The organism is Ciceribacter sp. L1K23, from assembly GCF_018122705.1.
Taxonomy (GTDB): domain Bacteria; phylum Pseudomonadota; class Alphaproteobacteria; order Rhizobiales; family Rhizobiaceae; genus Allorhizobium.
In genome coordinates this window covers 3194876-3220602 of record NZ_JAGRRC010000001.1, presented here as the reverse complement: position 1 = coordinate 3220602, position 25727 = coordinate 3194876, and the positions used below count along the sequence as shown (strand labels likewise).

Sequence of the window (25727 nt, the reverse complement as noted above, 5' to 3'; positions counted from 1 at the left end):
ATTAAGATCACGAAAATCTAAGACCAAAACACCACCTGACCGCGCACCTCAAAACAAGAAAACCCGCCAAGCAAAAATCGGCGGGTTTGTCAGCGGTCTGACCCTCCCCTTTTGCTCAAGGGGAGGGTCTCAGGCCTTTCCGGTAAGGCCTAAGCCGTCGGCAACCCCTTTGACCGCATGCGGCGACGAAAGGCAGTTGGCTTTTCAACGAAACGCTGGCTGAAGGCCTCATAGAAGCGGGAGACCGATCCAAAGCCGCTCTCGAAGGCAACGTCCGTGATCGAGAGATCTGTCGAGATCAGAAGCGATTGCGCCGTGTCGAGTCGGTGGCGGACAATTGCCTGGTTTATCGTGTGGCCCACGGCACGCTTGAAGATCGACATGGCGTAATTCGGATGAAGCCCTACGGCGTTGCCGACGTCATCCGCGGAGATGTTTTCCAGTGCATGTTCGGCGATGAAGCGCAGCATGCGCTCTATGTGCTCGACACGCTCGCTGTCGTTAGCGGTAAAACTGGCGATCGCCGAGCCTTCCTCGCGCAGATCCCGCCAACCGTCCCGTTCGATTCTCAGAACACGGGCGGTCAGTTCATTGCGGACGATCTCCATGAGATCGGGGTCCCCCTCAAGCAGTTCCTGGCGCCAGCGCGCGAAAATGTCCCGGTCATAGGACCGAATCTCCAGTGCCTCGATCATGGCGCCCCGGAAAACAGCGTCGCGAAATCGGTTGAGATTGGCGAGGCCGAGAAAAACGGACATGGGAACATAGAGACAGATGAACTGAGTGCCCTCCCGCCGGTCGATGACCTGATGCGGGATCATACCCCAGAAGAGGCAGAGCCTGCCCTCATCGACCGTCAGTTCACGACCATCGAACCAATAGGTCATGGCGCCCGAAAGGACGAAGTTCAGCTCGATCTGGCTATGCATGTGCGGCCCTGCCATCTTGTGCACGGTCATGCTTTCGCCAGCGCAAAAGCGATGGTCGCCGAAGATCACAAGCGGATGGCGCGGATCGTGGTCGGGATGAACCGGCACCGATTCATCACGAAGCTCTGTTTCTAACGGCTCCAACCTTAGGATCCCGGAAAAGTTCTGCTAAAACTCGGTAGATTATTACGGGTTTGGGTCCGATTATCAAGTTGAGCTGAGATATCTGCTCTGGTGGGATCCGGGGCTTCAAGCTCCGCAATGCGATGCATAACGGTCATAGGGAGGAAAACATGACCTTTTTCAAAAGCCTGAGCAGCTTTGCTCTGGGTGCAGCCCTTCTGTCGTCTACCGCGTTCGCCGGTGAAATCGTCATCAACTCCGACCACTCCGATCCGGCGCCGAAAAAGGCGATGGAAGAGCTGATCGCCGATTTCCAAAAGGCCAATCCTGATATCACGGTGAAGTGGAACAACTTCGACCACGAAGGCTACAAGTCCGCCATCCGCAACTTCCTGACCGCCGATGCGCCTGACGTCGCCGCCTGGTATGCCGGCAACCGCATGGAGCCCTTCGTCAAGGCTGGTCTCTTCGAAGACGTCACGGATGTCTGGGAAGCGAACGGCTTCAACGAACAGCTGAAGTCCGCCTCCGCCTCGATGACCATCGACGGCAAGAAGTGGGGCGTGCCCTATACCTATTACCAGTGGGGTATCTACTACCGTAAGGACATCTTTGCCGAACAGGGCATCGAGCCGCCGAAGACATGGGCCGAATTCCTGGCAGCGTGCGAGAAGCTGAAGTCTGCCGGCATCACTCCGATCACAATCGGCACCAAGGCCCTGTGGCCGACGGGCGGCTGGTTCGACTATCTCGACCTGCGCGTCAACGGCTACGAGTTCCACATGGAGCTTACCTCGGGCAAGATTCCCTACACCGATCCGCGCGTAAAGGCCGTGTTCGAAAAGTGGGGCGAGCTGGTCAAGGCCGGTTACTTCAACGAGAATCATGCAGCCATCGACTGGCAGGATGCCATCCCGCAGATGGTCCAGGGCAAGGCGGCCATGTATCTGATGGGCAACTTCGCCGTTGCCACGATGAAGGACGGCGGCCTCAAGGAAGAGCAGATCGGCTTCATGCAGTTCCCGGAGATCACTGCCGGCATCCCAATGGCGGAGGAAGCGCCGACCGACACCTTCCACATCCCGTCAGGCGCGAAGAACAAGGAAGATGCGAAGAAGTTCCTCGCCTACCTCGCTTCGCCGGAAGCCCAGACCAAGATGAACGCGACGCTCGGCCAGCTGCCGGTGAACAACAAGGCCGAGAAGCCGTCGGATCCGTTCCTCAGCGCCGGTTTCGAGATGCTATCGAACGCCTATGCGCTCGCTCAGTTCTATGACCGTGACGCCAATGCCGAAATGGCGAAGGCCGGCATGGAAGGCTTCCAGGAATTCATGGTCAAGCCTGACCGACTGGATGCGATCCTCGAGCGCCTCGAAAAGGTTCGCGCGCGCGTCCACAAATAAGGACCATGGTCCTCCCTGCGCCGGATGCCGATGACCCTGGAGTCTCGGCATCCGGTTGCCATTCCCCGTCAACCTGAGGTGCCGCCATGAGCAACACCGTTCCTTCGTCGTCCGGTTTCTGGAAGCGAAACCAGCAGACGCTTGCGCCTTTCCTGTTCCTGGCGCCCGGCATGTTGATGTTCCTGATCTATGTGCTCGTGCCGATTTTCGAGTCCATCTGGATCAGCTTTCACGACTGGGACGGTCTCGGCGCGATGACCTGGATCGGCTTCGGCAATTATGCCGAGCTCATCGACGACGATGCCTTCTACACGTCGCTTTCCAACAACGTGATATGGCTGGTGCTTTATCTCCTGTCGATCCCGGCGGGTCTTGCCGCTGCCCTCTTCCTCAACCAGACGGTGACAGGCATCCGGCTGTACAAATCTCTGTTCTTCTTCCCCTTCGTGATCAGCCAGGTCGTCGTCGGCCTGATGTTCACATGGTTCTACGCGCCGGATTTCGGCCTGTTCGCCAAGCTCACGGAGATGCTGTTCGGCGAACAGATCGCCGTGCTCGCCGACGAACGATACGTCACCTACGGCATTATCGTCGCGGGCCTCTGGCCGCAGACGGCCTATTGCATGATCCTCTATCTGACGGGTCTCAACAACATCAATCCGGAGCAGGTGGAAGCGGCGCGCATGGATGGCGCCAAGGGCTTGAAGCTGCTCTGGTACGTGATCCTTCCGCAACTCGCGCCGGCAACCTTCATCGCCATGGTCGTGACCGTGATTGGCTCGCTGCGCTCCTTCGATCTCGTCTCCATCATGACCGCCGGCGGGCCTTACGGGTCGAGTCAGGTACTCTCCTACTTCATGTATGAGCAGGCGCTTTCCGAATACGGCTTCCGCATGGGTTACGGCGCATCGATCGCGGTCGTGCTGTTCCTCATCATGATGGTGTTCATCTCGCTCTTCATCGTCCGCATGCTCGCCCAGGAAAGGAACGCCTGATGTTCCCCACCCCGCTCCAGAAGGCCTCGCCATTTGCGCAGATGGCCTACAAGATCCTGCTGCCGGTCGCCCTCTTCCTCTGGCTCCTGCCGCTGATTGGTGTCGCGATCACCTCGGTTCGCCCGGCAGGCGACCTCGCGGCCGGCAACTATTTCGGGATTCCCTCGGGCTTTGCCGGCTTCGAGAACTATTCGGCAGTCTTCAACAACTCGCCGATCGGCTACTACATCCTGAACTCGTTCAAGGTGACGATCCCGACAGTCATCGGCGCGGTGGCGCTCTCCTGCCTCACCGGGTTTGCGCTCGCGGTCTACAAGTTCAAGGGCAATCTCGTCCTGTTCTTCATGTTCGTCGCCGGCAACTTCATCCCGTTTCAGATCCTGATGGTTCCGGTGCGCGACATGACGCTGCGCGCGGGGCTCTACGACACGACCATGGGCCTCGTGCTTTTCCATGTCGCCTTCCAGACTGGTTTCTGCACGCTCTTCATGCGCAATTTCATCAAGGGCCTGCCCTTTGCGCTGATTGAATCGGCGCGCGTGGAAGGTGTCTCCGAGTGGCGGATCTTCCGCTATATCGTGCTGCCGCTGATGCGTCCGGCGATCGCGGCCCTGTCCGTGCTGATCTTCACCTTCGTCTGGAACGACTACTTCTGGGCAACGGTCCTGGTGCAGGGCCAGCATGCCATGCCGGTCACGGCAGGCCTCTATTCGTTAAATGGCCAGTGGGTTGCCGCCTGGCACCTCGTTTCTGCCGGATCGATCGTTGCGGCCCTGCCGCCGGTCGCCATGTTCTTCCTCATGCAGCGCCACTTCATCGCTGGCCTCACACTCGGAGCGACCAAGGGATGACCAGCAAGATTATCACGATCGACTCGGGGCAACTGGCGCTAAGCCTCCGCCTGCCGGAGCTCGGCATGCCGGAAATCATCTCCTTCGGGGCGGAGCCTGCGGAAGCCGATCCGCTGTTCGAGATCGAACGCTCGAGCCGGGTCAACGGCATGGACGTGGCCGTGCCCTCGTCCGTTCTTCTGCCGACAGGCGGCATGGGTTTCTTCGGCTGGCCGGCGATTGCCGGACATCGCGGCGGGCGTGATTTCGTCGCCCAGTTCGGCCAGTGGGAATATTTCCGGGATCAGAACCAGACCGTGCTTGCCGGTCTCGACTCCGTGGCGAAGCTGGCGCTGTCGATCACGCTGACGGCCCATCCGTCCGGCCTGATCTCCATGGCGACGAAGCTGACCAATCGCGCCGAGACGGACTATCAGCTCGATCGCTGCATGGCCGGCACGTTCCTCGCGCCGGCTGGCGACCTGCAGGTGATGAGCTTTACCGGCATCTGGGGACGTGAATTCCAGACGCGGCGCGAGCTTCTCGGCAATGGCACCTGGATCCAGGAGAACCGACGCGGGCGCACCTCGCATGATCGCTTTCCGATGTTGTTCATCGAGTGCGAGACCCAAATCTTCGGCGTCACGCTCGGCTTCAGCGGCAACCACCAGATGGTGATCGACCGGACCGATGATGGCCAGCGCCTCGTGCATCTCGGCGAATTGTTCGAGCCGGGTGAGATCGTCCTTGGTCCGGGTCAAAGCTATGAGAGCCCGGTTGCCTATGCCGGTGCGGATACGGAAGACTTTCATGCCTTCGTGCGTGAGGAGCTAATCAGCTGGCCGGGCGGTCGGATAACCCCGCGTCCAGTAACGCTCAACACCTGGGAAGGCAACTATTTCGACCACCAGATGGACTCGCTGAAGGCCCAGGCGACCGCCGCTGCCGAACTCGGCATCGAGCGCTTCGTGCTCGACGACGGCTGGTTCGGCAAGCGTGACAACGACACGACAAGCCTTGGCGACTGGGATATCGATGCCCGCAAATACCCTGATGGTCTGAAGCCGCTGGTCGATCACGTGACCGGGCTTGGCATGCAGTTCGGCATCTGGTTCGAGCCTGAGATGGTGAACCCGGTTTCGGAGCTCTACAAGGCGCATCCCGACTGGGCGCTGACGATCGAGGGTCGCCCTATCCTGGAATCACGCACCCAGCTGGTACTGGATCTGACCCGTCCCGAGGTCTCCGACTATCTCTTCGGCAAGATCGACGCCGTGTTGTCCAACCATGCCGTTTCCTACATCAAGTGGGACATGAATCGCGACCTGACGCATGCGGCCGGTCGCGACGGCAAGGCGAAAACATCAGCCCAGACGCGCGCCGTCTATGCGCTTATGGATCGCGTTCGTGCGGCCCATCCCCATGTCGAAATCGAAAGCTGCGCCTCCGGTGGCGGGCGTATCGATTATGGTGCGTTGAAGCGCACCCATCGCGTCTGGACATCCGATTGCACGGATGCGCTGGAGCGGCTGGAGATCCAGCGCGGCGCGTCCGTGTTCGTGCCGCCAGAAATTCTTGGAAGCCATATCTCGGCTTCGCCGAACCATCAGACCAGTCGCCGCCATACGCTTGCCTTCCGGGCGCTGGTCGCCATCGCCTATCATCTCGGTGTTGAGCTCAACCCGCTCGAACTCACCGATGCGGAGCGAGACGAGCTCAAGGTCTATATCGAGACCTACAAGCGGCTGCGCGATCTCTTCCATGCGCCGGGCGCCAATTTCCGCATGGAGCCGATCGACGGCCGCTATGTCTGGGGTGCGGCTTCGGACGAGAAGATCGTGGTGATCGTCGCGCAGGGGCCGCAGATGGTGGGCGAACAGCCAGCGCCGCTGCGTCTGCCCGAGCACGTGACCCAGTTTGGCGGCCAGTGGCGGATCAAGACCGTGCTGCCGGCAGAACCGCAATTCATCCGTATCTCCGAGGGGCAGAAAGCGCTGCTTTCCGGCGGTGTCAGTTTCGCGCTTTCCAGTGCCGGACTTGCCGGCCTGCCGCTGCCGATGCTGATGCCCGAAAGTGCACTTCTCCTCGAACTCGAACCGATCAAGGGAGGCAAGACCCATGGCTGACGTGAGCCTGCGTGGCGTCAAGAAACAGTTCGGCGCACTCAGCGTCATCAAGGGTGTGGATCTCGACGTCAAGGACGGCGAGTTCTGCGTCTTCGTCGGCCCCTCCGGGTGCGGCAAGTCCACGCTTCTGCGCATGATTGCGGGTCTTGAAGACATCACCTCCGGGTCGCTTGCGATCGGTGGTCAGGACATGACCAGCATCGGCCCGTCTGAGCGCGGCGTTGCCATGGTCTTCCAGTCTTACGCGCTTTATCCGCATATGACGGTGGAGGAAAACATCGGCTTCGGTCTGAAGATGACCGGCCAGCCCAAGGCTCTGATTGCGGAGCGCACAGCCGTTGCCGCGAAGATGCTCCAGCTCGAGCCGCTCCTGCAGCGCAAGCCCGGCCAGCTCTCCGGCGGCCAGCGACAGCGTGTCGCGATCGGCCGCGCGATCGTGCGCAATCCGGAGGTCTTTCTGTTCGACGAGCCGCTGTCGAACCTCGATGCGGCGCTGCGCGTCCAGATGCGCACCGAGCTTTCCAAGCTGCATCAGGATCTCAAGGCGACGATGATCTACGTGACCCACGACCAGGTCGAGGCCATGACCATGGCCGACAAGATCGTCGTGCTGTCGGCCGGCAAGATCGAGCAGGTCGGTTCGCCGCTCGAACTCTATCACCGCCCGAACAATCTCTTCGTTGCCGGCTTCATCGGCTCGCCGAAGATGAATTTCCTGAAGGTTCAGGCTTCGGCTGGCGACGGCGCTGCCGTGGTTCGGTTGCCCGGTGCCGATATCTCGATCCCGACGCATGAGGCGAGCGTTCCGGCCGGCGACCTGACCCTTGGTCTGCGGCCCGAGCACATCGACGCAACCGGCAAGGGCGATGTCGTCATCGAGGCGACCGTGAAGCTGGCCGAATATCTGGGGTCTGAGACGCTGTTCTTCGTCACGCTTGCCGATGGCTCGGAGCTTGCGGTGAAGGCCGATGGTCTGGCAAGTGAGAAGCCCGGCCAGACGCTGCGCCTCGGCATCAATGCCAAGGCCTGCCATCTGTTCGACAAGGACGGCAAGGCCGTCGTCAATGGGGATCTGACACGATAATGTTGGGCGTCTGCTACTATCCGGAACACTGGGACGAAAGCCGGTGGCGAACCGACGCGCGCCGGATGCGCGAACTCGGCATTTCCTTCGTGCGCATCGGTGAATTCGCCTGGTCCCGTCTGGAGCCCTCGCGCGGTGCCTTCACCTTCGAATGGCTCGACCGCGCGATCGACGTGCTGCATGAAGCGGGCCTCAAGGTCGTGCTCGGCACGCCGACGGCTACCCCGCCGAAGTGGCTGGTGGACGAATGCCCCGATATCATTCCCTATGACGAACAGGGCCGCCCCCGCGGCTTCGGATCGCGGCGTCACTACACCTTTTCATCGGAAACCTGGTGGAAGGAGAGCGCGCGGATCGTCGAGATCGTCGCCGAGCGCTACGGGACCCATGCCGGCATCGTCGGCTGGCAGACGGACAATGAATACGGCTGTCATGATACCACGCTCTCCTGGGGACCGGAGGATCTGAAGAGCTTCAAGCGCTGGCTCCGGCTGCGCTACCAGTCGACGGACCAGTTGAACGAAGCCTGGGGTTCGGTGTTCTGGTCGATGGAGCTCACCAGCTTCGATGACGTTGCGCTGCCGAACCTGACGGTGACCGAGCCGAACCCGGCGACGCGTCTCGACTTCTGGCGCTTTCATTCGGATCAGGTCGCGGCTTACGACCAGATGCAGTGCGAGATCATCCGCAAGCATTCGCCCGGTCGCTGGATTACCCATAATTTCATGGGCTTCGTGTCGGACTTCGACCACTTCAAGGTCGGCGACAATCTCGATCTCGCCTCCTGGGACAGCTATCCGATCGGCTTCGTGGAGAAGTTTCCCTTCACCGAGGAAGAGCGCAATCGCTGGGCCGAGACGTCGCATCCCGATATCGCGCCCTATCACCACGATCTCTACCGCGCTGTTGGCAAGGGTCGCTTCTGGGTGATGGAGCAGCAGCCGGGTCCGGTGAACTGGGCGCCGTGGAACCCCGTGCCGAAGCCCGGCATGGTGCGTCTGTGGACCTGGGAGGCGCTCGCGCATGGGGCCGACGTTGTCAGTTACTTCCGCTGGCGCCAGGCACCGTTTGCGCAGGAACAGATGCATGCGGGTCTGAACCTGCCCGGCCTCGACGAATGGTCGCCGGGCGGCCGCGAAGCCATGCAGGTGTCGGAGGAGCTGGCGGCGCTGGGCGCGCTTCCAGAAACGAGCCAGGCACCCGTGGCGCTGGTCTTCGACTATCAGAGCTACTGGTCGACGATGATCCAGCCGCAGGGCAAGGATTTCCGCTACGAGGAACTCTGCTTCCGCTGGTACGAGGCGCTGCGCCATCTCGGCCTCAATGTCGATTTCGTCCGTCCGGGCGCATCGCTCAAGGGATATCCGCTGGTTGTCGTGCCCTGCATGACGGAAGTGACCGAGGCAGTGCGCGCCGAGCTCGAAACGGCTAAGGGTGTTGTCGTGATCGGCGCCCGCACGGGTTCACGCGACCGCAATTTCCGCATCCCGGAAAACCTGCCGCCGGGACCGCTTGGCGATCTGACGGGCAATCGCGTGGTGCAGGTTTCCTCCCTGCGTCCCGGGCTCTCGGCTAGCGTATCCGGCGCGGTTGCGGGTTCTGCCATCCGCTGGCGGGAATATGTCGAGACCTCGGCCTCGGTGCTCGCCACCTTCGACAACGGCGATCCGGCGCTGACCGAGAAAGGCGATGTGCTCTATCTCGCCTGCTGGGCCGATGCCGGGCTTCTCGCCGAAGTGCTGGAACTCGCCACCAAGAAGGCCGGTGTCGCGACGCTGCGCGTGCCCGACTTCATCCGCATCAGACGCCGCGGCAATCTCGTCTTTGCCTTCAACTACGGGACGGAAGACTGGGCGCTCCCCGAAGACGCGGATCCCGTGCTCGGAGAGAGTGTACTGAAGCCGCAGGCGCTGACCGCCTGGCGCATTTAACCCTCATCTTGCGTCCCAAGTCTGTCGGCCTGGCTTTGCGGTGCTCCCTAAAGCTTAAGCTTCGAATGTCAGACGGATATCAGCGTTTTACCATCGCGGCAGAACATCGAGGAAGTACCAAACTTCCTCGATCAAACGCGCATGATCACTTGTACAAGCTCATGTTCTCGCGCTAAAGTAACACAAGCAAATCGAAACATGCAGTTGTAAAGGAAGTTCAATGGCAAGAATGGCGAATGAAATTGATGCGTATGTGGGTGCCCGCATACGCCTTCGGAGAAGCATGCTCGGCCTCTCCCAGGAACGCCTTGCCAATCAGCTCGACATCACGTTCCAGCAGGTACAGAAGTATGAAAAGGGCGCCAATCGCGTCGGCGCATCACGGCTTCAGGCGATTGCGACGATCCTGCAGGTTCCCGTATCATACTTTTTCGAACAGGGAGAAGGCGCATCGGGACCTGTCGAATCCTCTCCGCTGCTCAGCGACCGGTTCACCCGTTTCGTCTCTTCAAGCGAGGGGCTGGAGCTGAACCGCGCGTTTCTGGCTATCGATGATCCAAAGGTTCGGCGAGCGTTGATTTCTCTAGCCAAATCATTGGCCGGCCCAGCAGATACGGCAGAGGTTGTTGAAGTTGCCGAATCGAGCGTAAAAAGCGATGCGAAGGTAATGCCACAATAACAACGACGTCGGGGGGCGCGGATGGGGTTGACAGTAGCGACCTTCTCCACGCCGGTCGTTCGCGGTCCGGCGGGAGAGGTGGTGAACCTGCCTGAGAAGGCCATCGTCGCGATGGCCTATCTTATAAGTCGTGGCTTGCGGACGATTTCGCGAGCCGCCCTAGCCGAATTCCTGTGGGACGAGAACGAGCAGGCCGACAGCCTTGCGAATTTGCGCCAGATGCTGGCACGCACCAGACAACGGCAGGGATCGGGGACCGCTTCTCTTTTTGCCGCGGATGGTCCAGACATCCGTTTGAACGCTGAAGGTCTGAACTGCGATCTACTCGAATTCGAGGCTGTGGATCATCGCGACCCGATCAACGCGTTGAGAAATTATCTGCTTATCGTGAAGGGTCCCTTTCTCGATGGCTGCCGGATGAACTCGATGGCGTCCAACCTGTGGGTGGAAGCCGAACGTTCGACTCAGATCAAAAAAATGACGGCTGCGCTCGCAGCTGCGCTTGCTCGCAACGATGCGCGAACTCACGCGACTCTGCTCAGGGATGCCGGAAATCATGTCCTTGCGCTTGATCGCCACAATGAAGAGGCGTTCCAAGCGTTACTCTCGCTCTACGCGCTCACCGGTCAGCATAACCAGGCCCGCGTCCTGACGGCTCAGTACCAGGACCGGTTGAGACGCGATCTGGACCTGCCTGTTCGAGCCGCTGCTGTTTCTACGGTTAAGCCAACGGTTCGGGCTCAGGACGAGCATGTCCCGCCGGCCACACGACCCGCCGGCAGTCTCGCCAACCTGCCTCGCGTACTGCTTGTTCCGCCCGGCCCGGTCGCGGACATTGACGGTCGCCTCGCCGGCGCTCTGGTGGATGACGTCACCATCGGGTTGTGTCGCGCACGCTCCGTTTCCGTTGTCGCCTCCCACACCGCCCGTCGGGTAGCGCTTCAGGGGGAGCCCACCGCGGAACTCTACAGAAAGCACAACGTCGCATACGCGCTAGAGACCAGGCTTGGCTCCGGACGTGATGCCGCAATGCTGTTTGCGTCCCTCACCGACGTCGACAATGATCATCTCGTATGGGCGGAACGTTTCGATCTGTCCGCGGGACAACTGAGCCGCTCGTATCGCGACATCGTACAGCGGATCGTCTCGGCGACCGCGGATCAGGTGGAGCAGCAGGAGTTCCGCAAGATCCGTTTCGTTGCTGCGCCAGACGCCTATCAGCACTACTTGCTGGGCCAATATCACCTAAAGAAGATCGACCTGCCGAACCTACGGCGCGCAAAGCGATCGTTTCGTTCTGCCCTCAACGAGGCGCCTACGCTTTCCAGCGCATTTAGCGGCCTCTCCCGGACGGAACATCTTGAATGGCTGGTAACCGCGCGCGGGGATGGCGACCTACTTCGCTCGGCGGAGCATCATGCGCTTGACGCAATCCGTACCGATGCTGGCAATGCGGGTGGTTACCATCAACTGGGTGTCGTGAAACTTTATCATAGTGCCTTTGATGAAAGTCTCGAAGTCTTCGAGGAGGCCGAACATATCGCACCATCGCACGCCGATCTCATAGCCGACTATGCCGACACGCTGGTGCACGCCTCCGAGCCGGACCGCGCGCTCGAAAAGATCGAGTGCGCGATCGATCTCAATCCCTTGTGCCCCGACGTGTACTGGTGGACGGCTGCTGGAGCCAACTACTGTCTCGAGCGGTATGAAACCGCGCTATCATGCATCGACAGGATGGAAGATAGCTCCGCGATCACCCGGCTTGCGGCAGCGTGTTGGGCAATGCTCGGAGATCAGAAGAAGGCGCGCGCACTCATGCGTCGAACGATGGAATTCTATCCTGACTTCGAGGTGGAGAAATGGCTCTCGATCATGCCCGTGAAGGAAAACTGGCAACGAGAGCAATACCGGGAAGGCCTTAAGAGGGCCGGATTTCAATAATGCAAACATTGGAGATGGTGTTATGGCAAAATTTGTAGTTCTGGGTGTCAGCGGCGAAGAGGGCTACTGGTTCGTCGATTTCGAAGCAGGAACCGTCACCGCCATGCCGTCGTCCGTGGAGGCGCCCTTTGGATACAGCACCGAAGCTCGCTCCCACAGTGCCGTGTTGACCGCGGGAGTGGATCTCGCAGTCACCGTCACCGATCAGGATGATGCATTCGCCGGTCGATATGACAGCGTGCCGTTCTCCGGCCGATACGACACCTGATCAAGAAAACAGGTTCAGACACCGAACAACCAGAAGAACGATAAAGCGGTGTTGGATCGCTATTCGGACCGAAGTTGCTCGCCGGATGAAACCCTGGAGCGCGTGGCGCCAACGCTCGAAGAGCACGGCATCACGCGGCTTTCCAGGCTGACCTCGCTCGACCGGATCGGCATCCCCGTCTGGACGGCGATACGACCGAACGCGAAGTCTCTGTCTGTCGCACAGGGCAAGGGACTGACAGATGCGTTCGCTCGTGCCTCCGCGACGATGGAAGCGCTGGAGCGGGCGGTTGCCGAAGGGCCACAGATCGCCGCCCAAACCGCCTCGATCGACGCTCTTGAGGAAAAGGGATGCACAACTGATCCTCTGGAGGAGTTCGTTGCTCTCGGACAGTCGCCGCCAACTCGCGAGACATCTGCCCCGTGGATAAAAGCGCAGAGCCTTCTGGAAGAACGGCCAATCCTTGTACCGTTCGAGAGTGCATGTCTCGACCGGACCCGGACGGCGCGGTATTGGCAGTCCTCGGATGGATTGGCATCGGGCAATACCGAAGAAGAGGCGGTATTTCACGGGCTGTTGGAACGCATTGAACGGGATGCCGACACGCTTTGGAAACTGCTTGCCCCCAAAGCTCGCCGCTCGACCTGTTTTGATCCGGCCGATCTGAAGGATCCGATCGTCGATGAGTTGCATCGGCAAATCCGAAAAGCCGGACTGCATCTGGTCTTGTTCGACCTGACGTCCGATATCGGCGTGCCAGTGGTGTCCGCGATGATTGGGCCAAGGCCGCGGGAGCTGTCTTCGCAAGGCCTGAATGAAACGCGGTACATCGACGTAACGGAAGGGAGCGGCGCCCATCCCAGCGCCTCTCGCGCCGCCATTCGCGCCATCACGGAAGCCGTGCAATCGCGGCTGACGCTTATCAGCGGTGCTCGTGATGATGTTCCTGCACCTGTCTACCAGCGCCCTCTTCCCGCTTCGGTGGCGCTCGATCTCGGCTCGCTGGCATGCTGCATGCCTCCAGAGGATCTCAGGGGCGTGATTGACGGATCGATTGCCCGCCATGTCGGTCGGCTGCTGGCCAATCTCAGGACCAGCGGCGTGTCCAGAATATACTCGGCGCGCCTGAATCCGCACGAAGATCGTTTTGCTGTCGTGAAAGTTTTGGTCCCTGATCTCGAGAATCCTCCCGGCGCGAGGCGCCGGCGCTACGGTCCGCGAGCGATGTCGCGCCTCGTGAGGTTCCGGTGAAGGTCGTTTTTGCGGGACCCTCTCTACATGGCAGCCACCGTGCCGTACCGGCCGACATTGCCCTTCTTGAGCCAGCGCGTCAGGGGGATGTCCATCGGGCGGTAAACGAGGGAACGAATGTGATCGGTTTGGTCGATGGCTACTTCGACGATTCCGCCGCAGTATGGCACAAGGAAATTCTTTTTGCCCTTTCAGAAGGTGTCACCGTCTTCGGCGCTTCCAGCATGGGCGCCCTTCGCGCTGTCGAATGCTGTTCTTTCGGCATGATCGGCGTTGGCAAAATATTCGAGGCCTATCGTCGCGGCGAAATCATCGATGATGGAGCCGTAGCACTCTCCCACGGCCCTCGTGAAACCGGCTATCTGCCCCTTACTGTTGCTTATGTCGACGTGATAGCAACAGTTCGGAGCCTTGAAACGCAGGAGCAAATCACATCTGCGGAAGTCGCTGCTCTTCTTGGCGCGGCAGAGACAATATTCTTCAAGGACAGAACCTGGCGCGCCATCGTTTCGGCGATCCAAACCGACCCCGCCCGTTCCGACTTTGTCCTGCAATCGCTACGCACCGGTTTTGTCAGCCAGAAGCAGATAGATGCAGAGTTGCTGCTCGATCGCGTGTCTCGTGCGCGCGATGAACGCAGCGCGAACCGGCCCGGCTGGACCCTCCAGACCACAACTTACCTTGCTCTCTGAAACCCCGTGCACCGGTAAATGGAAATCCGGCAAAAGCGTGTCACGGCTGTGTCACGTCGGATCTGCTGAAATACCCTTCATTGTCGTAGTCATTGGTAAAGAAGGTTGGGTCGTGAAAAAACTAGGCAAGGGGAAGCAAGACAATATCACCTCGGAATTGGCAGCTCTGGCGCGGATGCTGACATTCGCGCGCACAAGCGCAAGCGATCTGAAGCTCGACCTGCCCGTCTATTGTCTCGACATGGCACTGACGGCTGTTCTGGCCGAGGCCGAAAAGACACCGGAAGTCGCAGCTGCCATGGAGCGGCTGGAGCTTCCCGCATCACAAATGCACTGAAGCGCCTCAACGTCAGGTCGGGTTTTTTGGTCGATCTTCAAATGATGAAGATGCCGGAATACCCCGTTACGGGGCCTTTCTCCCGCTGCCCGGAAACAGCAGTTCGATGAAACACTCTGCCGTCGGCTGGGGTTCGTGGTTGGCAAGACCTGGGCGTTCATTGGCTTCGATGAAGACGTAATCCGGCTCGGCCGGATCACGAACCATGAAGTCGATCCCGACTACCGGGATTTTAATGGCGCGTGCGACTTTGCAAGCGGCTTCGACAAGATCAGGATGAACCGTCGCCGTAACATCGTGGATTGTGCCACCGGTGTGGAGATTGGCGGCCTTGCGTACCGTGATTTCGCGGCCTGGCTCTAGAACCACATCAAGATCCAATCCCTGTTCAGCAAGGCACCGCCTGGTCTCGGCATCGACTGGGATACGACTTTCGCCGCCCGTTGCTGCCGCACGTCGACGTGACTGACGTTCGATAAGCTTGCGGACCGGGAGCCGCCCATCGCCCACAACGCGGGGTGGCCGACGCACAGCGGCTGCTACCAGTCGATAATCGATCACCACCAACCGAAGATCCTCCCCCTCGAAGCACGCTTCCAGGAGCACACGATCGCAGACTTCGCGTGCACGGCGAATGGCGTTCTGCAGGCCCTCGACCGAGGAAATGCCGACCGATATCCCCCGTCCTTGCTCTCCTCGCGCCGGCTTGACCACCACCTTGCCGTGACGCGTCAGGAAAGCCTGCTTCTCTTCGTCGCTGGCATCGGCAGAAATCTGTTCGGGAACGCGAAGTCCGGCGGCGAGCGCAAACCTGCGGGTGACTGCCTTGTCGTCGCAGATCGACATTGCCACTGCTGAGGTAAGGTCGGACAGGCTTTCACGGCAATGAATTGTGCGTCCACCATGCGATAGCCGGAAGAAGCCTCCGTCGGAATCCGTGACCTCAACATGAATGCCCCTGCGTAGCGCCTCGTCGACGATGAGCCTCGCGTAAGGATTGAGCCCCTCATAACCGTCTACTGGCTGCGCGAAGAATCGCTCGTTGATCGCATTCTTTCGCTTAATCGCAAAAAGAGGGACTCGTCGAAAGCCGAGCTTCTCGTAAAGACTTATAGCCTTATCGTTGTCGTGCAGGACCGAAAGATCGACGTACGCCGAGCCTCGCGCCTGGAAATGCGCCGCAAGCGTTCGAACGAGACCCTCCCCTATGCCGGGTTGTCTGGCCTGGGGATGCACGGCCAAACACCACAAAGAAGCGCCACGCTGTTGGTCGTCAAAGAGGCGTTGATGATCGATACCCGTCACTGTACCGACGATTTCTCCGGTGTGATCATCCTGCGCAACAAAATAGGTCACAGGCCGATTGTCACGCTCACCGGAAAAGAAATCTTCTCTTACCGGCACCATGCCACATGCCGCATAGACGGCGTTGATACCTTTCGCGTCGTTCTCGGAAGAAAGACGACGGATCGTAACGCCGGAAAGGCGCTTGTTGCTCGCACGATAGGTCGAGAGGTCCAAACGGAATGTGTGCGACGGATCGAGGAATATCTCCTGCGGCGCCTGTGCAAGCAGCACATGCGGATCGGCAACATAAAACGCGATATCGCGGCTGTTCGGTGCCTCTTGCCGCAGGGTGTCGAGGAGCTCGTCCTGCTCTGTGAATGTCTGGGCAAAAAGCAACCGTCCCCAGCCACAATCGAGAACAACGTTCCGGTTCGGCTCGGCTATCTGATCCGCACGTACGCCCCCGGCGGCCACCATCACTCCAGGGGAACGAAGGCGGGCCAAACGATGCGAGATATCACCACCACGTCGCTGCCGACGCGATGGCTGCGGCTTCTTCTCCAATTTCGCCATCTCAGACCTCCTGCGCCTGCAGCCACATTTCGAGCAGCCCGACCTGCCAGAGCTCCGATCCCCTCAACGGGGTAATGTGCTCGGCGGGCGCCGCCAGCAGTTTGTCGACATAGGATTTCCGGAAAAGTCCGCGCTCCCGAGCAGCCTGAGACGACAGGACATCGCGCAGCATGTCGAGATACGGCCCCGCGATATACTTAAGTTGCGGAACCGGGAAGTACCCCTTCTTCCGGTCGATCACCTCGCTTGGGACGATCTTTCGCGCTACGTCCTTCAAAATGCCCTTTCCGCCGTCCCGCAGTTTTTCCTCCGGCGGAATCCGGGCAGCGAGTTCGACCAGTTCATGATCGAGAAACGGCACCCGCGCCTCCAGACCCCATGCCATCGTCATGTTGTCGACGCGTTTGACGGGGTCGTCCACAAGCATGACATTGCTGTCGAGCCTAAGTGCTTGGTCCACGGGTGTGTCTGCGCCGTCGCGAAGTAGATGCTCCTTCAGCAAGTCGCCGCTTACATCGCGGTCTGCCAGCCACCCCTCGCCAAGCTGCTCGGCAAGCGTGTCATGCGCACGATCTCGGAAGGCTTTTCCGTAGTCGGAGACGACATCATTGCTGTTCGTCAGCGGCGGATACCAGTGATATCCGCCAAAAACCTCGTCGGCACCCTGGCCCGACTGGACTACCTTGATGTGCTTCGAAACCTCGCGGGACAGGAGGTAGAAACCGACATTGTCGTAGGACACCATGGGCTCCGACATCGCGGCGATGGTGCCGGGAAGCGCATCCATGAGTTCGGAAGACGGCACGAAGATCTGATGGTGATCGGTGCCGAAGCGCTCTGCGATCAGGTCCGAGTACATGAACTCGTCCCCTTTTTCGCCGTTGGCTTCCTCGAAGCCGACGGAAAAGCTCATGAGATTTGTTTGGCCGGCTTCGGCGAGCAATCCGACGATCAGGCTGGAATCGACGCCGCCGGAAAGCAGGACGCCGACCGGCACATCCGCGATCATCCGACGTCGAACCGCCAGGCGCAGTGCTTCAAGCAAGCGTTCCTGCCACTCCTCGCGCGATACATTTCCATCGCCGGCCTTGCGGCTGTATGGTGGATCCCAGTAGCGCCTGTCTTCGAAGGCTCCGTCTTTCTGATAGGTCCTGATCGTCGCCGGTGGTAGCTTGCGGACACCATTCAGCACCGTGCGCGGCGGCGGAACGACGGCATGAAAGCTCATGTAGTTATGAAGTGCCGCCACGTCGATGGAGGTATCAACGCCCCCAGCCTTGACGAGTGCGGGCAATGAGGAGGCAAAGCGCAACCCGCCATCGACCTCGGCCAGATAAAGCGGCTTGATACCGAAGCGATCGCGCGCCATGGCGATCCTGCCACTGTCCCGCTCGTGAATGACGAAGGCGAACATTCCATGGAAGCGCGAGACGCACTCGGCTCCCCAGGCATGCCAGGCCTTGAGTATGACCTCGGTGTCTCCATCCGAAAAAAACCGATAGCCCTTCGCCTGGAGCTCGGCCCTGAGTTCGCGGAAATTGTAGATGCAGCCGTTGAAGACAAGCGAAAGGCCAAGGTCGGGATCGACCATGGGCTGCTCGGATTTCTCCGACAGATCGAGAATGCGCAATCGCCGGTGTCCAAGCCCGATGTTTCCGCGGACGATAACACCGGCCGCGTCCGGACCGCGAGGCGCCAGAACCTGGGCCATCGTCGTGATTGAAGCCACCGAGGGCGATCCGCCATCGAACCTTACTTCTCCGCAAATTCCACACATGGACCGGGTCTAAACCTCCGTTTTTGGTAGAAGAACATGACATCAGGGCCGCAGATCGGTTCTGCGGCCCTGATGTCGCCATAAAATGCGAATGCCTGAACCTGCCTATTGTTCCACCGGGGTTGTCATTCGAGAGCCGCAGCGCGTCGCAGCATGTAGGTTTCTGCAAAGATCATGTGCTCGTGCGCGATGGCACGGGCATCGTCGCCACGACCATCCTTGAGGGCCGCCATGAGCCGATATTGAAAGGACAGCCCTTCCTCCCGTGAAAAGGGAGTCGCATCGGCGTAGATTTTCCGTGCCAGCGGTAACTCGCGAAGCAGATTGTGCATCAGGCCGCATATGAACCCGAGCAGCGGGTTGGGACAAAGCTGGGCCAGAGCCGAATGAAAATCGAGCTCCGCGACCCGCTGGTGATATTGTTCGGAGAGATCAGCGGGTGGATGATCATAGATCCTGATCGTGTCTTCGAGATCGGCAAGATCGGCCGCTAACATACGGCCCGCAAGAAGAGCCGCGACCTCGGGTTCAAGTGCTTTTCGTACGGCATAGATGTCCGAAAGGCTTGGCTCGGCGAAGAAGAAGTGCGTGGACAGCAACTCCATGGCCTGCTGCGTGGACTGCTTTGCGACGAACGCCCCTCCTCCCGGTCCACTGCGCGTGCGGACGAGACCTTGTGTCTCCAAAGCCTTCATGGCCTCTCGCACAGTGCCTTTGGCGGCCTGGAAGGTATCCATTAGTTCGCGTTCCTGAGGAAGGCGATCTCCGGGTCGCAAACGCTCTCGCCGTATGTAGTCCTTGATCTGATCGGCGATCATGTCGGGACGGCGTTTTGTACGACCCGCGGGCAGGAACAGCCGCTTTCCGTCTTCAACATTACCCATCTTGCTCGACCCTGCTTCCTCCATTGCCCCTACTCTCTCCTGATTCGCGGCGCGCTTGCGATCAGGTTCTGCGTATAGGCGTGCTCGGGCGCGGCAAAAAGCCGATCCGCATCAGCGATCTCGACGATTTCTCCCAGGTGCATGACCGCCACCCGGTCGGCGACCGCTTCGACAACCGCGAGATCGTGACTGATGAAGAGGTAGGAAAGATTGAAGCGAGCCTTCAGGTCATGCAGAAGCAGCAGGACCTGCGCCTGCACCGAGACGTCGAGCGCGCTGACCGGCTCATCGAGAACCATGATCCGCGCTTCCGCGGCCAAAGCCCTCGCGATTGCAATACGCTGAGCCTGACCGCCGGAAAGTTCGTGGGAATAGCGCGAGAGCATGCTTTCGGGCATCTGAACTGCGTCCAGCAATTCACGCATTCGCCCCGGCCGTCGAGCGGCATCAAGACCGGCCAGCAGTTTCAGGGGCGTATCCAGTATGTCGGCGATCGTCTTGCGTGGGTTGAGGGAGGCGACGGGATCCTGGAACACGTACTGGATCCTCTTGCCGAGGGCGCGCGGATCGGCACCGCGAAAGGCCGCATCGACGTCATCGATCGAGATGTCACCGGAGGTTGGTTTTTCCAGGCCGACAAGCATACGTGCAAGCGTGCTCTTGCCCGAGCCGCTTTCGCCCACCACCGCGAGCGTCTCTCCCACCGCAACGCCGAAAGACACGGATTTCACGGCTTTGACTTCATGCCTTGCTCTGCCGATGAGGTTTAACCCTCCCCCGAAAGTCTTCGAAAGCTCCCGAACGCTGATGGCGGTCGATGTCATGACGTCGCTCCATCAAGCGGGGCGAAGAGCTTTGCGACGCGATCGAGGTACCCGTCCCTGCTTCCAAGTTCGGGGACGCAGGCGATCAGCCGTTTGGTGTAGGGATGTTGTGGTCTCGACAGAACCTCACCGGTGCGACCGGCTTCAACGATCGCTCCATCCTTCATGACGGCCACGCGGTCGCAAATCTCCGACACCACGCCGAAGTCGTGCGTTATGAAGATAAGCGCCATGCCCTTTTCCCGCTGGAGATCGCGCAGCAGTTCCAGAATGCGTGCCTGTACCGTCACATCGAGCGCGGTTGTGGGCTCATCGGCAATGATGATGTCCGGATCGTTGGCAAGCGCCATCGCGATCCCGACGCGTTGTCGCTGACCTCCGGATAGCTGGTGCGGATAATGGCGGGCCCGTTCAGCGGCATCGCGGATACCCACCTTTTCGAGCAACCCAACCGCTCGTTCTCGCAGCTGTGAAGTTGCAAGCCGTTGGTGAGCGGCAATCGCCTCCTCCACCTGCCGCCCGATCGGATACATCGGATGAAGCGTCGTCAGCGGATCCTGGAAGATGTAGGCAACACGGCTCCCCCGGTTCGCGATCAGCTTCGTCTCGGGCATGGAGAGTACGTCTTCGTTTCCGAGGTAGATCGCGCCATCGCGTATGATCCCGGGCGGAGAGGCGACCAGACGCATGATGGAGAGCGCCGTGACGCTCTTGCCCGATCCGCTTTCGCCAACAAGACCCAAACACTCTCCAGGCATCACGTGAAAGGAGACCCCGCGAACGGCTGGAACGACGTCGCGGCCACGGCGGAACCCGGCTTCAAGCCGTTCAACGCAAAGGGACGCTTCGGGATGCGAGTTTTGCAGCTCTTGCCGACCCGTGGAAACCTCGGTCAAGGGTCCAGGCCGAGCCAGCGCCCCGGCACGCAGGCGCGGGTCGAGAACGTCACGGATGCCGTCGCCGAGCGTGTTGAGGCTGATGACGATCAGGAAGATCATCACGCCCGGCACGATGGACACGTGCGGCGCGGTAAAGAGCTGCGCCCGGCCCTCCCCCAACATCGCGCCGAGGTCAGCCTGAGGCGGTTGCGCACCCAAACCGAGAAAGCTGAGGCCAGCCGTCTCCAGGATCATCCAACCAGCCGTTGTCGACATCGTGATGACGATGACGGGAAGCACGTTGGGGAAGATCTCCGTCATGAGAATGGAGAGGTGCCCCTTCCCCGAAAGCCGGGCCGCATCGACGAACTCGCGATGGGCAAAGCTGAGCGTCACACCTCTGACGTTTCGGGCAAAGAACGGGATGTTGACGATCGCGATCGCATAAAGCGCGTTCATGAGGCCGGGACCGAGCGCGGCAACGATGGCGAGCGCGAGCAGGATGTAGGGAAACGCCATCAGCATATCGATCGACCGCATCATCAGATTGTCGGTGCGTCCGCCGGCATAGCCCGCCACGAGGCCAATGGCTGAGCCGATCACGGCCGCGACCAGCGTGGCCGCGAACCCGACCGCAAGCGAAACCCGCGTACCCCACGCAAGCCGGCTCAGGATATCGCGACCGAGCTGGTCCGTGCCCAGCAGATGTCCTTCGGTCATCACTGACATCAGGCGTTGGGCGGGCGCCGTGGCATCCGGATCGGGCAGAGGCAGGAAAGGCGCGAGACCAGCTGCAAGCACGATCAGGCCAAGCAGCAGCAAGCCGGCCGTCGCCAGCCGGTTGTTGAGAAGCAGCCGCCATGACGTCAGGCCAGGCGTTACTGGCGACCTGATCGGCTCTTCGGCAACGACGCTCATGTCCTGATCCTCGGATCGAGCATCGACTGGACCACGTCTGCCGCGAGATTGAACAACACATAACTCGCCGCCACGACGAGAACACCGCCCTGTACGAGCAGGATGTCGCGCGTGGAAATGGCCTTCACGAGCATGGCTCCGATTCCGGGCCACTGAAACACGGTTTCGATGTAGACGGCACCGCCGAGGACGAAACCGGCCTGGATGCCGATAATGGGAATGACACTGACGAGTGCCGCACGAAAGGCATGGGCATAGATGACGCGCCCCTCGGTGAGTCCCTTTGCGCGCGCCGTTCGCACGTAGTCCTGCCGCAACACTTCCAGCATGGCCGCCCTGGTGAGCCGGGCCACCACACCTGCCGCGACAATCGCCAAGGTGATCGCGGGCAACACCAGATGGAAAAGCAGGTCCTTGAGGTCACCGCCGCCGTAGACTGCGTACATCCCGGAGGGGGGCAGGACACGCCACTGAACGGCAAAGAGATAGATGAGCAGCAGCCCGAGCCAGAATGAGGGCATGGAAATGCCTGCCAGTACAAAGAAGGTGACGATGCGATCGACCCAGCCGAACTGGCGAACGGCGGAGACGATGCCTGCCAGAAGTCCGATCACCGAACATAGGAGCAGCGACACGCCCGCGAGAATGAGGGTCGCCTGAAATCGCTCGAGTACCTCGTCAAGCACCGGACGATTGAGAGAGTAGGAGCGACCGAAATCACCCTGCAGGACATTGCCGATCCAGATCAGGTATTGCTGGATAAGAGGCTTGTCGAGGCCAAGGTCCCGGTTGATGCGAGCGACGTTTTCCGGCGTCGCATAAGCACCGAGAATGGCTGTCGCCGTATCGCCTGGAATCAGCGCCATGACCAGAAAGACGATGACGGAGAGGCCGAACAGCACGGGCACAACCGCGATCAGCCGCTTTAGAATATAAGCCGACATGGGGGCGCTTCTCCCGGACGTCGATGACGGTTGCCGGCGCCGCGGTCGACCCCGGCAACCGGATTGGTTCTCACTGCTTCGTGACGCCGCGCAGGTCGAGCAGGAAGGACGGCTGCAGCTTGAAGCCCTGGACGGCGGACGTCGTCACGGCGTTTTGCTTCCAGTTGGCGACAAACAGCCATGGCGCGTCCTCGTGCACGATCGCCTGGACCTCGCCGTAGAGCCTGCCGCGTTCGGCCTGGTCGGTCGCCCGCCGCGCCTGCTCAAGCAGCTCGTCCACCTTGGGGTTCGAGTAGTAGCCGGAGTTGAAGCCACCTTTGTCCGGCATCGCATCCGTCCTCAGTGTGAGATAGGGCACGGTATCGGGATCGTTCGTCATCCAGGCCATCTCGGCCATGTCGGCATTCCCCTCAAGGCCCGGATTGACGCGACCGAGAAAGGTGTTCCATTCGTAGGTCTTGATGTCGACCTTGAAGCCGACGGCCTGAAGATCCGCCTGGATCGCGGCTCCCATTGTCACGGGATCCAGCATTCCGGAGCCGCCTTCCGTCACATAAAAGGTCAGCTCCGGGGCCTCTACGCCAGCCTCGGCAAGCAGAGCCTTGGCCTTCTCTTTGTCATACGGATAGGGCTCCACGGAGCTTTCGACCCAATTGAAGGCGGGCGGGATTGGGCCGGCTGCGACGGTCGCCGTACCCTGGAGCACATCGTCGACGAGCGTCTGCTTGTTAACGGCGTAATTCGCGGCCTGCCTCACCTTCTTGTCGGCGAACGGGCCACTCTTTGTGTTGAGGATCGCAAACCACACATGCGGGCCGGCTTGCTCGACCACGGCAAAGTTCTCGTCCTGGGCAAAGGTCGCGAGATTGTCCGGCGGCACCTCCACCATCACATCAATGCCGCCAGCCATCATTTCGGCGACGCGCGTGTTGGGATCGGTGATCGGCCGGAAGACCACGGCTTCCAGACCCGCAGCGCCGCCCCAGTAGTCGGGGTTTTGCTCCACTACGACGCGCTGGTTTGACAGCCATTCGACGAACCGGAACGGACCAGTCCCTGACGGATTGCGTCCATAGTCCTTGCCATGCTCCTGTACCGCCGCGGGCGAGACGATCAAACCTGTGGGATAGGCAAGATTGGAGAGAAACGGTGCGAACGCTTCGGAAAGCTTGAACTCGACCGTGTGGTCGTCGAGGGCATTCACCGCCTCGATCGAGGAAAAGTTGAACGAAAGCGGGAACGGGCCTGTTTCGTAGAAGGGATGATCTTCGCGCAACATGCGATCGAAGTTGAATTTCACCGCTTCCGCGTTAAAATCGGAACCATCATGGAACTTCACGCCCTGCCTCAGCTTGAAGGTATACGTCTTGCCGTCTTCCGAGACCGTCCAGCTTTCTGCGAGCGCAGGCTCGACTTCCAGCGTACCGTCCTTGAACCGGACGAGCCCATCATAGACGTTGACGAGAATACGGAAATCGTTGGTCGCCGTTACTGTGTGGGGATCGAGAGATTGCGGCTCGGCGATCTGCCCTACAATCAAGACATTGGGAGGTGTCTGCGCATGCGCGGTGAGGGTCGTCATGGTGACAACGAGCGCGGCGGCGACGGCAGCTACGGTTCGGAACAGCCTCGTCATGGGAAACATCCTTTCGATCTGGCAACTTCTCGATCTATTTATACGTATAAATCAATTCGACTCAACAATTTATAGTAATTAATTTTCAGAGAGACGAAATGACCCGTCTCAGCCCCACTCAATGGAGCATCACCAACACCCGTTTTCCTTGCATTACTCAGTGTGCGTCGGGATCATCCGGGCGGAGCGCCTGTTCCGCCTCCCTCACCTTCTGACGGGTGAAGCCGCGCAGGCCCGAGACTTCCTCGGCATCGCGCTCGATCTGGACCTCGCTTGCGGCATAAAGCACCGCAAGCTTGGCAACCGACATAAGCGCGTGAAGATGGATACGCTCGTAGCCATGCGATGCGTCGACACCAAAGGTGACAAGTCCGGTGCGCACATCGTGTCCGGCTTCAACAGCGGACGCCGCATCCGAACGATAGTAGCGGAAGACATCCTTCTGCACACGCAGGCCGTTTTCGCCACAAAGCTCGAAGAGTTTCTTCGACAGATGATAGTCGAACGGCCCGGTCTGGTCGGCCATGGCAAGCGTCACGCCGAATTCATCGGAGTTCTGCCCGGGTGCCGTCGTGCCGTTGTCGATCGCGACCAGCGAGGCGATCTCTGGTACCAGGGCGGCCGACGCCCCCACGCCCACTTCTTCCCCGATAGTGAAGAGCCAGTAGGTATCAACATGCGTCTCGATCTTCTCGCGCTGCATGGCCTCCAAGGCGGCGAGCATGATGGCAACACCCGCCTTGTCGTCGAGGTGGCGAGAAACGATGAAACCGTTTTCGAGGAACTCCGGCTGAGGATCGACCGCAACGATGTCTCCGATGTCGATGCCCAGCTGAACCACGTCATTGCGATCCCGCGCCAGCGCATCGATGCGAAGCTCGACATGACGCCACCCTGTCGGCTGGCTATCGACCTCGTCGTTGAACGTGTGACCCGATGCCTTCAGGGGCAGGATCGTCCCCCGATAGATACCTTTGGTCGAGAAGATCGAGACCCGAGCACCCTCGGCAAATCGCGCCGACCAGTGGCCGATCGACACGAGTTCGAGCCGGCCATTCTCCTTCAGGCTTTTCACCTGAGCGCCGAGCGTATCGAGATGCGAGACCAGACCGCGCGCCGGTCGCTCGGCCGCGCCGGGGCGGAGTGCACGGATCGCACCACGACGCGTCAGCTTGACGTCGAGGCCGAGGCGCTCAAGTTCACGCGCCGTGAAGCGCACGGCCTCATCGGTGAAGCCGGTCGGACTTGGAATGGACAGGAGCGCTCTGAGCTGGCGCGTCAGATAGTCGTGATCGATTGTGACGGGCGTTTTCATCCGCACCTTGTCGCAATCGAGGGACGATGCGTCAACCCAAGGCTTGCTGGCGTTCAATGCCCAGGGATTGCGCCCGGCCAGCAGCGGCCGGGCACGTTA

20 protein-coding genes and 1 pseudogene are annotated in these 25727 nt (G+C 60.2%); 12 read left to right on the top strand and 9 right to left on the bottom strand.

Annotated elements, in window-relative coordinates; translation table 11 throughout:
* Positions 1 to 149 precede the first annotated feature (149 nt).
* Positions 150 to 1073 (bottom strand): helix-turn-helix domain-containing protein, encoded by a 924-nt coding sequence (locus tag J5J10_RS15555; protein ID WP_208552531.1) that lies wholly within the window; start codon positions 1071 to 1073, stop codon positions 150 to 152.
* A 149-nt stretch (positions 1074 to 1222) separates the two neighbouring features.
* Between J5J10_RS15555 and J5J10_RS15550 the strand changes: the two genes are divergently transcribed.
* From J5J10_RS15550 to J5J10_RS15495, 12 genes and pseudogenes are all read left to right on the top strand, one after another.
* Complete coding sequence (locus tag J5J10_RS15550; RefSeq protein WP_211930551.1) at positions 1223 to 2455, top strand: extracellular solute-binding protein; 1233 nt, start codon at positions 1223 to 1225, stop codon at positions 2453 to 2455.
* Between the two features lie 86 nt (positions 2456 to 2541).
* On the top strand, positions 2542 to 3450 hold the full coding sequence (locus J5J10_RS15545; RefSeq protein WP_211930550.1) for a sugar ABC transporter permease: 909 nt from the start codon (positions 2542 to 2544) through the stop codon (positions 3448 to 3450).
* Positions 3450 to 4301, top strand: coding sequence for a carbohydrate ABC transporter permease (locus J5J10_RS15540; protein ID WP_211930549.1), 852 nt, complete (start codon positions 3450 to 3452; stop codon positions 4299 to 4301). Before J5J10_RS15545 ends, J5J10_RS15540 begins: the two co-directional genes overlap by 1 nt.
* Positions 4298 to 6406: an alpha-galactosidase gene (locus tag J5J10_RS15535; protein ID WP_211930548.1), complete on the top strand. Its 2109-nt coding sequence runs from the start codon at positions 4298 to 4300 to the stop codon at positions 6404 to 6406. The genes J5J10_RS15540 and J5J10_RS15535 overlap by 4 nt, the downstream gene beginning before the upstream one ends.
* On the top strand, positions 6399 to 7490 hold the full coding sequence (ugpC, locus tag J5J10_RS15530; protein WP_211930547.1) for a sn-glycerol-3-phosphate ABC transporter ATP-binding protein UgpC: 1092 nt from the start codon (positions 6399 to 6401) through the stop codon (positions 7488 to 7490). Before J5J10_RS15535 ends, ugpC begins: the two co-directional genes overlap by 8 nt.
* Positions 7490 to 9421: a beta-galactosidase gene (locus J5J10_RS15525; protein WP_211930546.1), complete on the top strand. Its 1932-nt coding sequence runs from the start codon at positions 7490 to 7492 to the stop codon at positions 9419 to 9421. The genes ugpC and J5J10_RS15525 overlap by 1 nt, the downstream gene beginning before the upstream one ends.
* Positions 9422 to 9650: 229 nt before the next feature.
* Positions 9651 to 10037, top strand: a pseudogene (locus tag J5J10_RS15520) (helix-turn-helix transcriptional regulator); the annotation flags it as partial.
* An 84-nt stretch (positions 10038 to 10121) separates the two neighbouring features.
* Positions 10122 to 12044 carry a hypothetical protein gene (locus tag J5J10_RS15515; RefSeq protein ID WP_211930545.1) on the top strand — a complete coding sequence of 641 codons (1923 nt, stop codon included), beginning with the start codon at positions 10122 to 10124 and terminating at the stop codon, positions 12042 to 12044.
* 22 nt (positions 12045 to 12066) lie between these two features.
* Positions 12067 to 12312, top strand: a complete 246-nt coding sequence (locus J5J10_RS15510) for a hypothetical protein (protein WP_211930544.1) — start codon at positions 12067 to 12069, stop codon at positions 12310 to 12312.
* Between the two features lie 48 nt (positions 12313 to 12360).
* Positions 12361 to 13563: a YcaO-like family protein gene (locus J5J10_RS15505; protein WP_211930543.1), complete on the top strand. Its 1203-nt coding sequence runs from the start codon at positions 12361 to 12363 to the stop codon at positions 13561 to 13563.
* Positions 13560 to 14255, top strand: coding sequence for a TfuA-like protein (locus tag J5J10_RS15500; RefSeq protein WP_211930542.1), 696 nt, complete (start codon positions 13560 to 13562; stop codon positions 14253 to 14255). The genes J5J10_RS15505 and J5J10_RS15500 overlap by 4 nt, the downstream gene beginning before the upstream one ends.
* A gap of 112 nt (positions 14256 to 14367) precedes the next feature.
* Positions 14368 to 14592, top strand: a complete 225-nt coding sequence (locus J5J10_RS15495; protein WP_208552502.1) for a hypothetical protein — start codon at positions 14368 to 14370, stop codon at positions 14590 to 14592.
* A 66-nt stretch (positions 14593 to 14658) separates the two neighbouring features.
* Here J5J10_RS15495 and ngg read toward each other — a convergent pair whose 3' ends face one another.
* The 8 genes from ngg to J5J10_RS15455 all read right to left on the bottom strand — a co-directional run bounded on the left by ngg (position 14659) and on the right by J5J10_RS15455 (position 25628).
* A complete protein-coding gene (gene ngg / locus J5J10_RS15490) occupies positions 14659 to 16452 on the bottom strand; it encodes an N-acetylglutaminylglutamine synthetase (protein ID WP_211930541.1) in 1794 nt (597 codons plus the stop codon).
* Position 16453: 1 nt separating this feature from the next.
* A complete protein-coding gene (locus J5J10_RS15485; RefSeq protein WP_211930540.1) occupies positions 16454 to 18229 on the bottom strand; it encodes an N-acetylglutaminylglutamine amidotransferase in 1776 nt (591 codons plus the stop codon).
* Between the two features lie 125 nt (positions 18230 to 18354).
* Positions 18355 to 19137, bottom strand: a complete 783-nt coding sequence (locus tag J5J10_RS15480; RefSeq protein WP_211930539.1) for a FadR/GntR family transcriptional regulator — start codon at positions 19135 to 19137, stop codon at positions 18355 to 18357.
* Positions 19138 to 19142: 5 nt separating this feature from the next.
* Complete coding sequence (locus J5J10_RS15475) at positions 19143 to 19937, bottom strand: ATP-binding cassette domain-containing protein (protein ID WP_211930538.1); 795 nt, start codon at positions 19935 to 19937, stop codon at positions 19143 to 19145.
* On the bottom strand, positions 19934 to 21733 hold the full coding sequence (locus J5J10_RS15470; protein ID WP_211930537.1) for a dipeptide/oligopeptide/nickel ABC transporter permease/ATP-binding protein: 1800 nt from the start codon (positions 21731 to 21733) through the stop codon (positions 19934 to 19936). The genes J5J10_RS15475 and J5J10_RS15470 overlap by 4 nt, the downstream gene beginning before the upstream one ends.
* Positions 21730 to 22677, bottom strand: a complete 948-nt coding sequence (locus J5J10_RS15465) for an ABC transporter permease (RefSeq protein ID WP_211930536.1) — start codon at positions 22675 to 22677, stop codon at positions 21730 to 21732. The genes J5J10_RS15470 and J5J10_RS15465 overlap by 4 nt, the downstream gene beginning before the upstream one ends.
* Positions 22678 to 22747: 70 nt before the next feature.
* Positions 22748 to 24313: an ABC transporter substrate-binding protein gene (locus J5J10_RS15460; protein WP_211930535.1), complete on the bottom strand. Its 1566-nt coding sequence runs from the start codon at positions 24311 to 24313 to the stop codon at positions 22748 to 22750.
* A 157-nt stretch (positions 24314 to 24470) separates the two neighbouring features.
* Entirely contained in the window at positions 24471 to 25628 is a 1158-nt protein-coding gene (locus tag J5J10_RS15455) for an osmoprotectant NAGGN system M42 family peptidase (protein ID WP_211930534.1), read from the bottom strand.
* Positions 25629 to 25727: the final 99 nt, after the last annotated feature.

What these genes read in the sequence shown, in the direction of transcription:
- J5J10_RS15550 (WP_211930551.1), top strand. Translation starts at nt 1,223, where the DNA reads ATGACCTTTTTCAAAAGCCTGAGCAGCTTTGCTCTGGGTGCAGCCCTT.
- J5J10_RS15545 (WP_211930550.1), top strand. Translation starts at nt 2,542, where the DNA reads ATGAGCAACACCGTTCCTTCGTCGTCCGGTTTCTGGAAGCGAAACCAG.
- J5J10_RS15540 (WP_211930549.1), top strand. Translation starts at nt 3,450, where the DNA reads ATGTTCCCCACCCCGCTCCAGAAGGCCTCGCCATTTGCGCAGATGGCC.
- J5J10_RS15535 (WP_211930548.1), top strand. Translation starts at nt 4,298, where the DNA reads ATGACCAGCAAGATTATCACGATCGACTCGGGGCAACTGGCGCTAAGC.
- ugpC (WP_211930547.1), top strand. Translation starts at nt 6,399, where the DNA reads ATGGCTGACGTGAGCCTGCGTGGCGTCAAGAAACAGTTCGGCGCACTC.
- J5J10_RS15525 (WP_211930546.1), top strand. Translation starts at nt 7,490, where the DNA reads ATGTTGGGCGTCTGCTACTATCCGGAACACTGGGACGAAAGCCGGTGG.
- J5J10_RS15515 (WP_211930545.1), top strand. Translation starts at nt 10,122, where the DNA reads ATGGGGTTGACAGTAGCGACCTTCTCCACGCCGGTCGTTCGCGGTCCG.
- J5J10_RS15510 (WP_211930544.1), top strand. Translation starts at nt 12,067, where the DNA reads ATGGCAAAATTTGTAGTTCTGGGTGTCAGCGGCGAAGAGGGCTACTGG.
- ngg (WP_211930541.1), bottom strand. Translation starts at nt 16,452, where the DNA reads ATGGCGAAATTGGAGAAGAAGCCGCAGCCATCGCGTCGGCAGCGACGT.
- J5J10_RS15485 (WP_211930540.1), bottom strand. Translation starts at nt 18,229, where the DNA reads ATGTGTGGAATTTGCGGAGAAGTAAGGTTCGATGGCGGATCGCCCTCG.
- J5J10_RS15480 (WP_211930539.1), bottom strand. Translation starts at nt 19,137, where the DNA reads ATGGAGGAAGCAGGGTCGAGCAAGATGGGTAATGTTGAAGACGGAAAG.
- J5J10_RS15475 (WP_211930538.1), bottom strand. Translation starts at nt 19,937, where the DNA reads ATGACATCGACCGCCATCAGCGTTCGGGAGCTTTCGAAGACTTTCGGG.
- J5J10_RS15470 (WP_211930537.1), bottom strand. Translation starts at nt 21,733, where the DNA reads ATGAGCGTCGTTGCCGAAGAGCCGATCAGGTCGCCAGTAACGCCTGGC.
- J5J10_RS15465 (WP_211930536.1), bottom strand. Translation starts at nt 22,677, where the DNA reads ATGTCGGCTTATATTCTAAAGCGGCTGATCGCGGTTGTGCCCGTGCTG.
- J5J10_RS15460 (WP_211930535.1), bottom strand. Translation starts at nt 24,313, where the DNA reads ATGACGAGGCTGTTCCGAACCGTAGCTGCCGTCGCCGCCGCGCTCGTT.
- J5J10_RS15455 (WP_211930534.1), bottom strand. Translation starts at nt 25,628, where the DNA reads ATGAAAACGCCCGTCACAATCGATCACGACTATCTGACGCGCCAGCTC.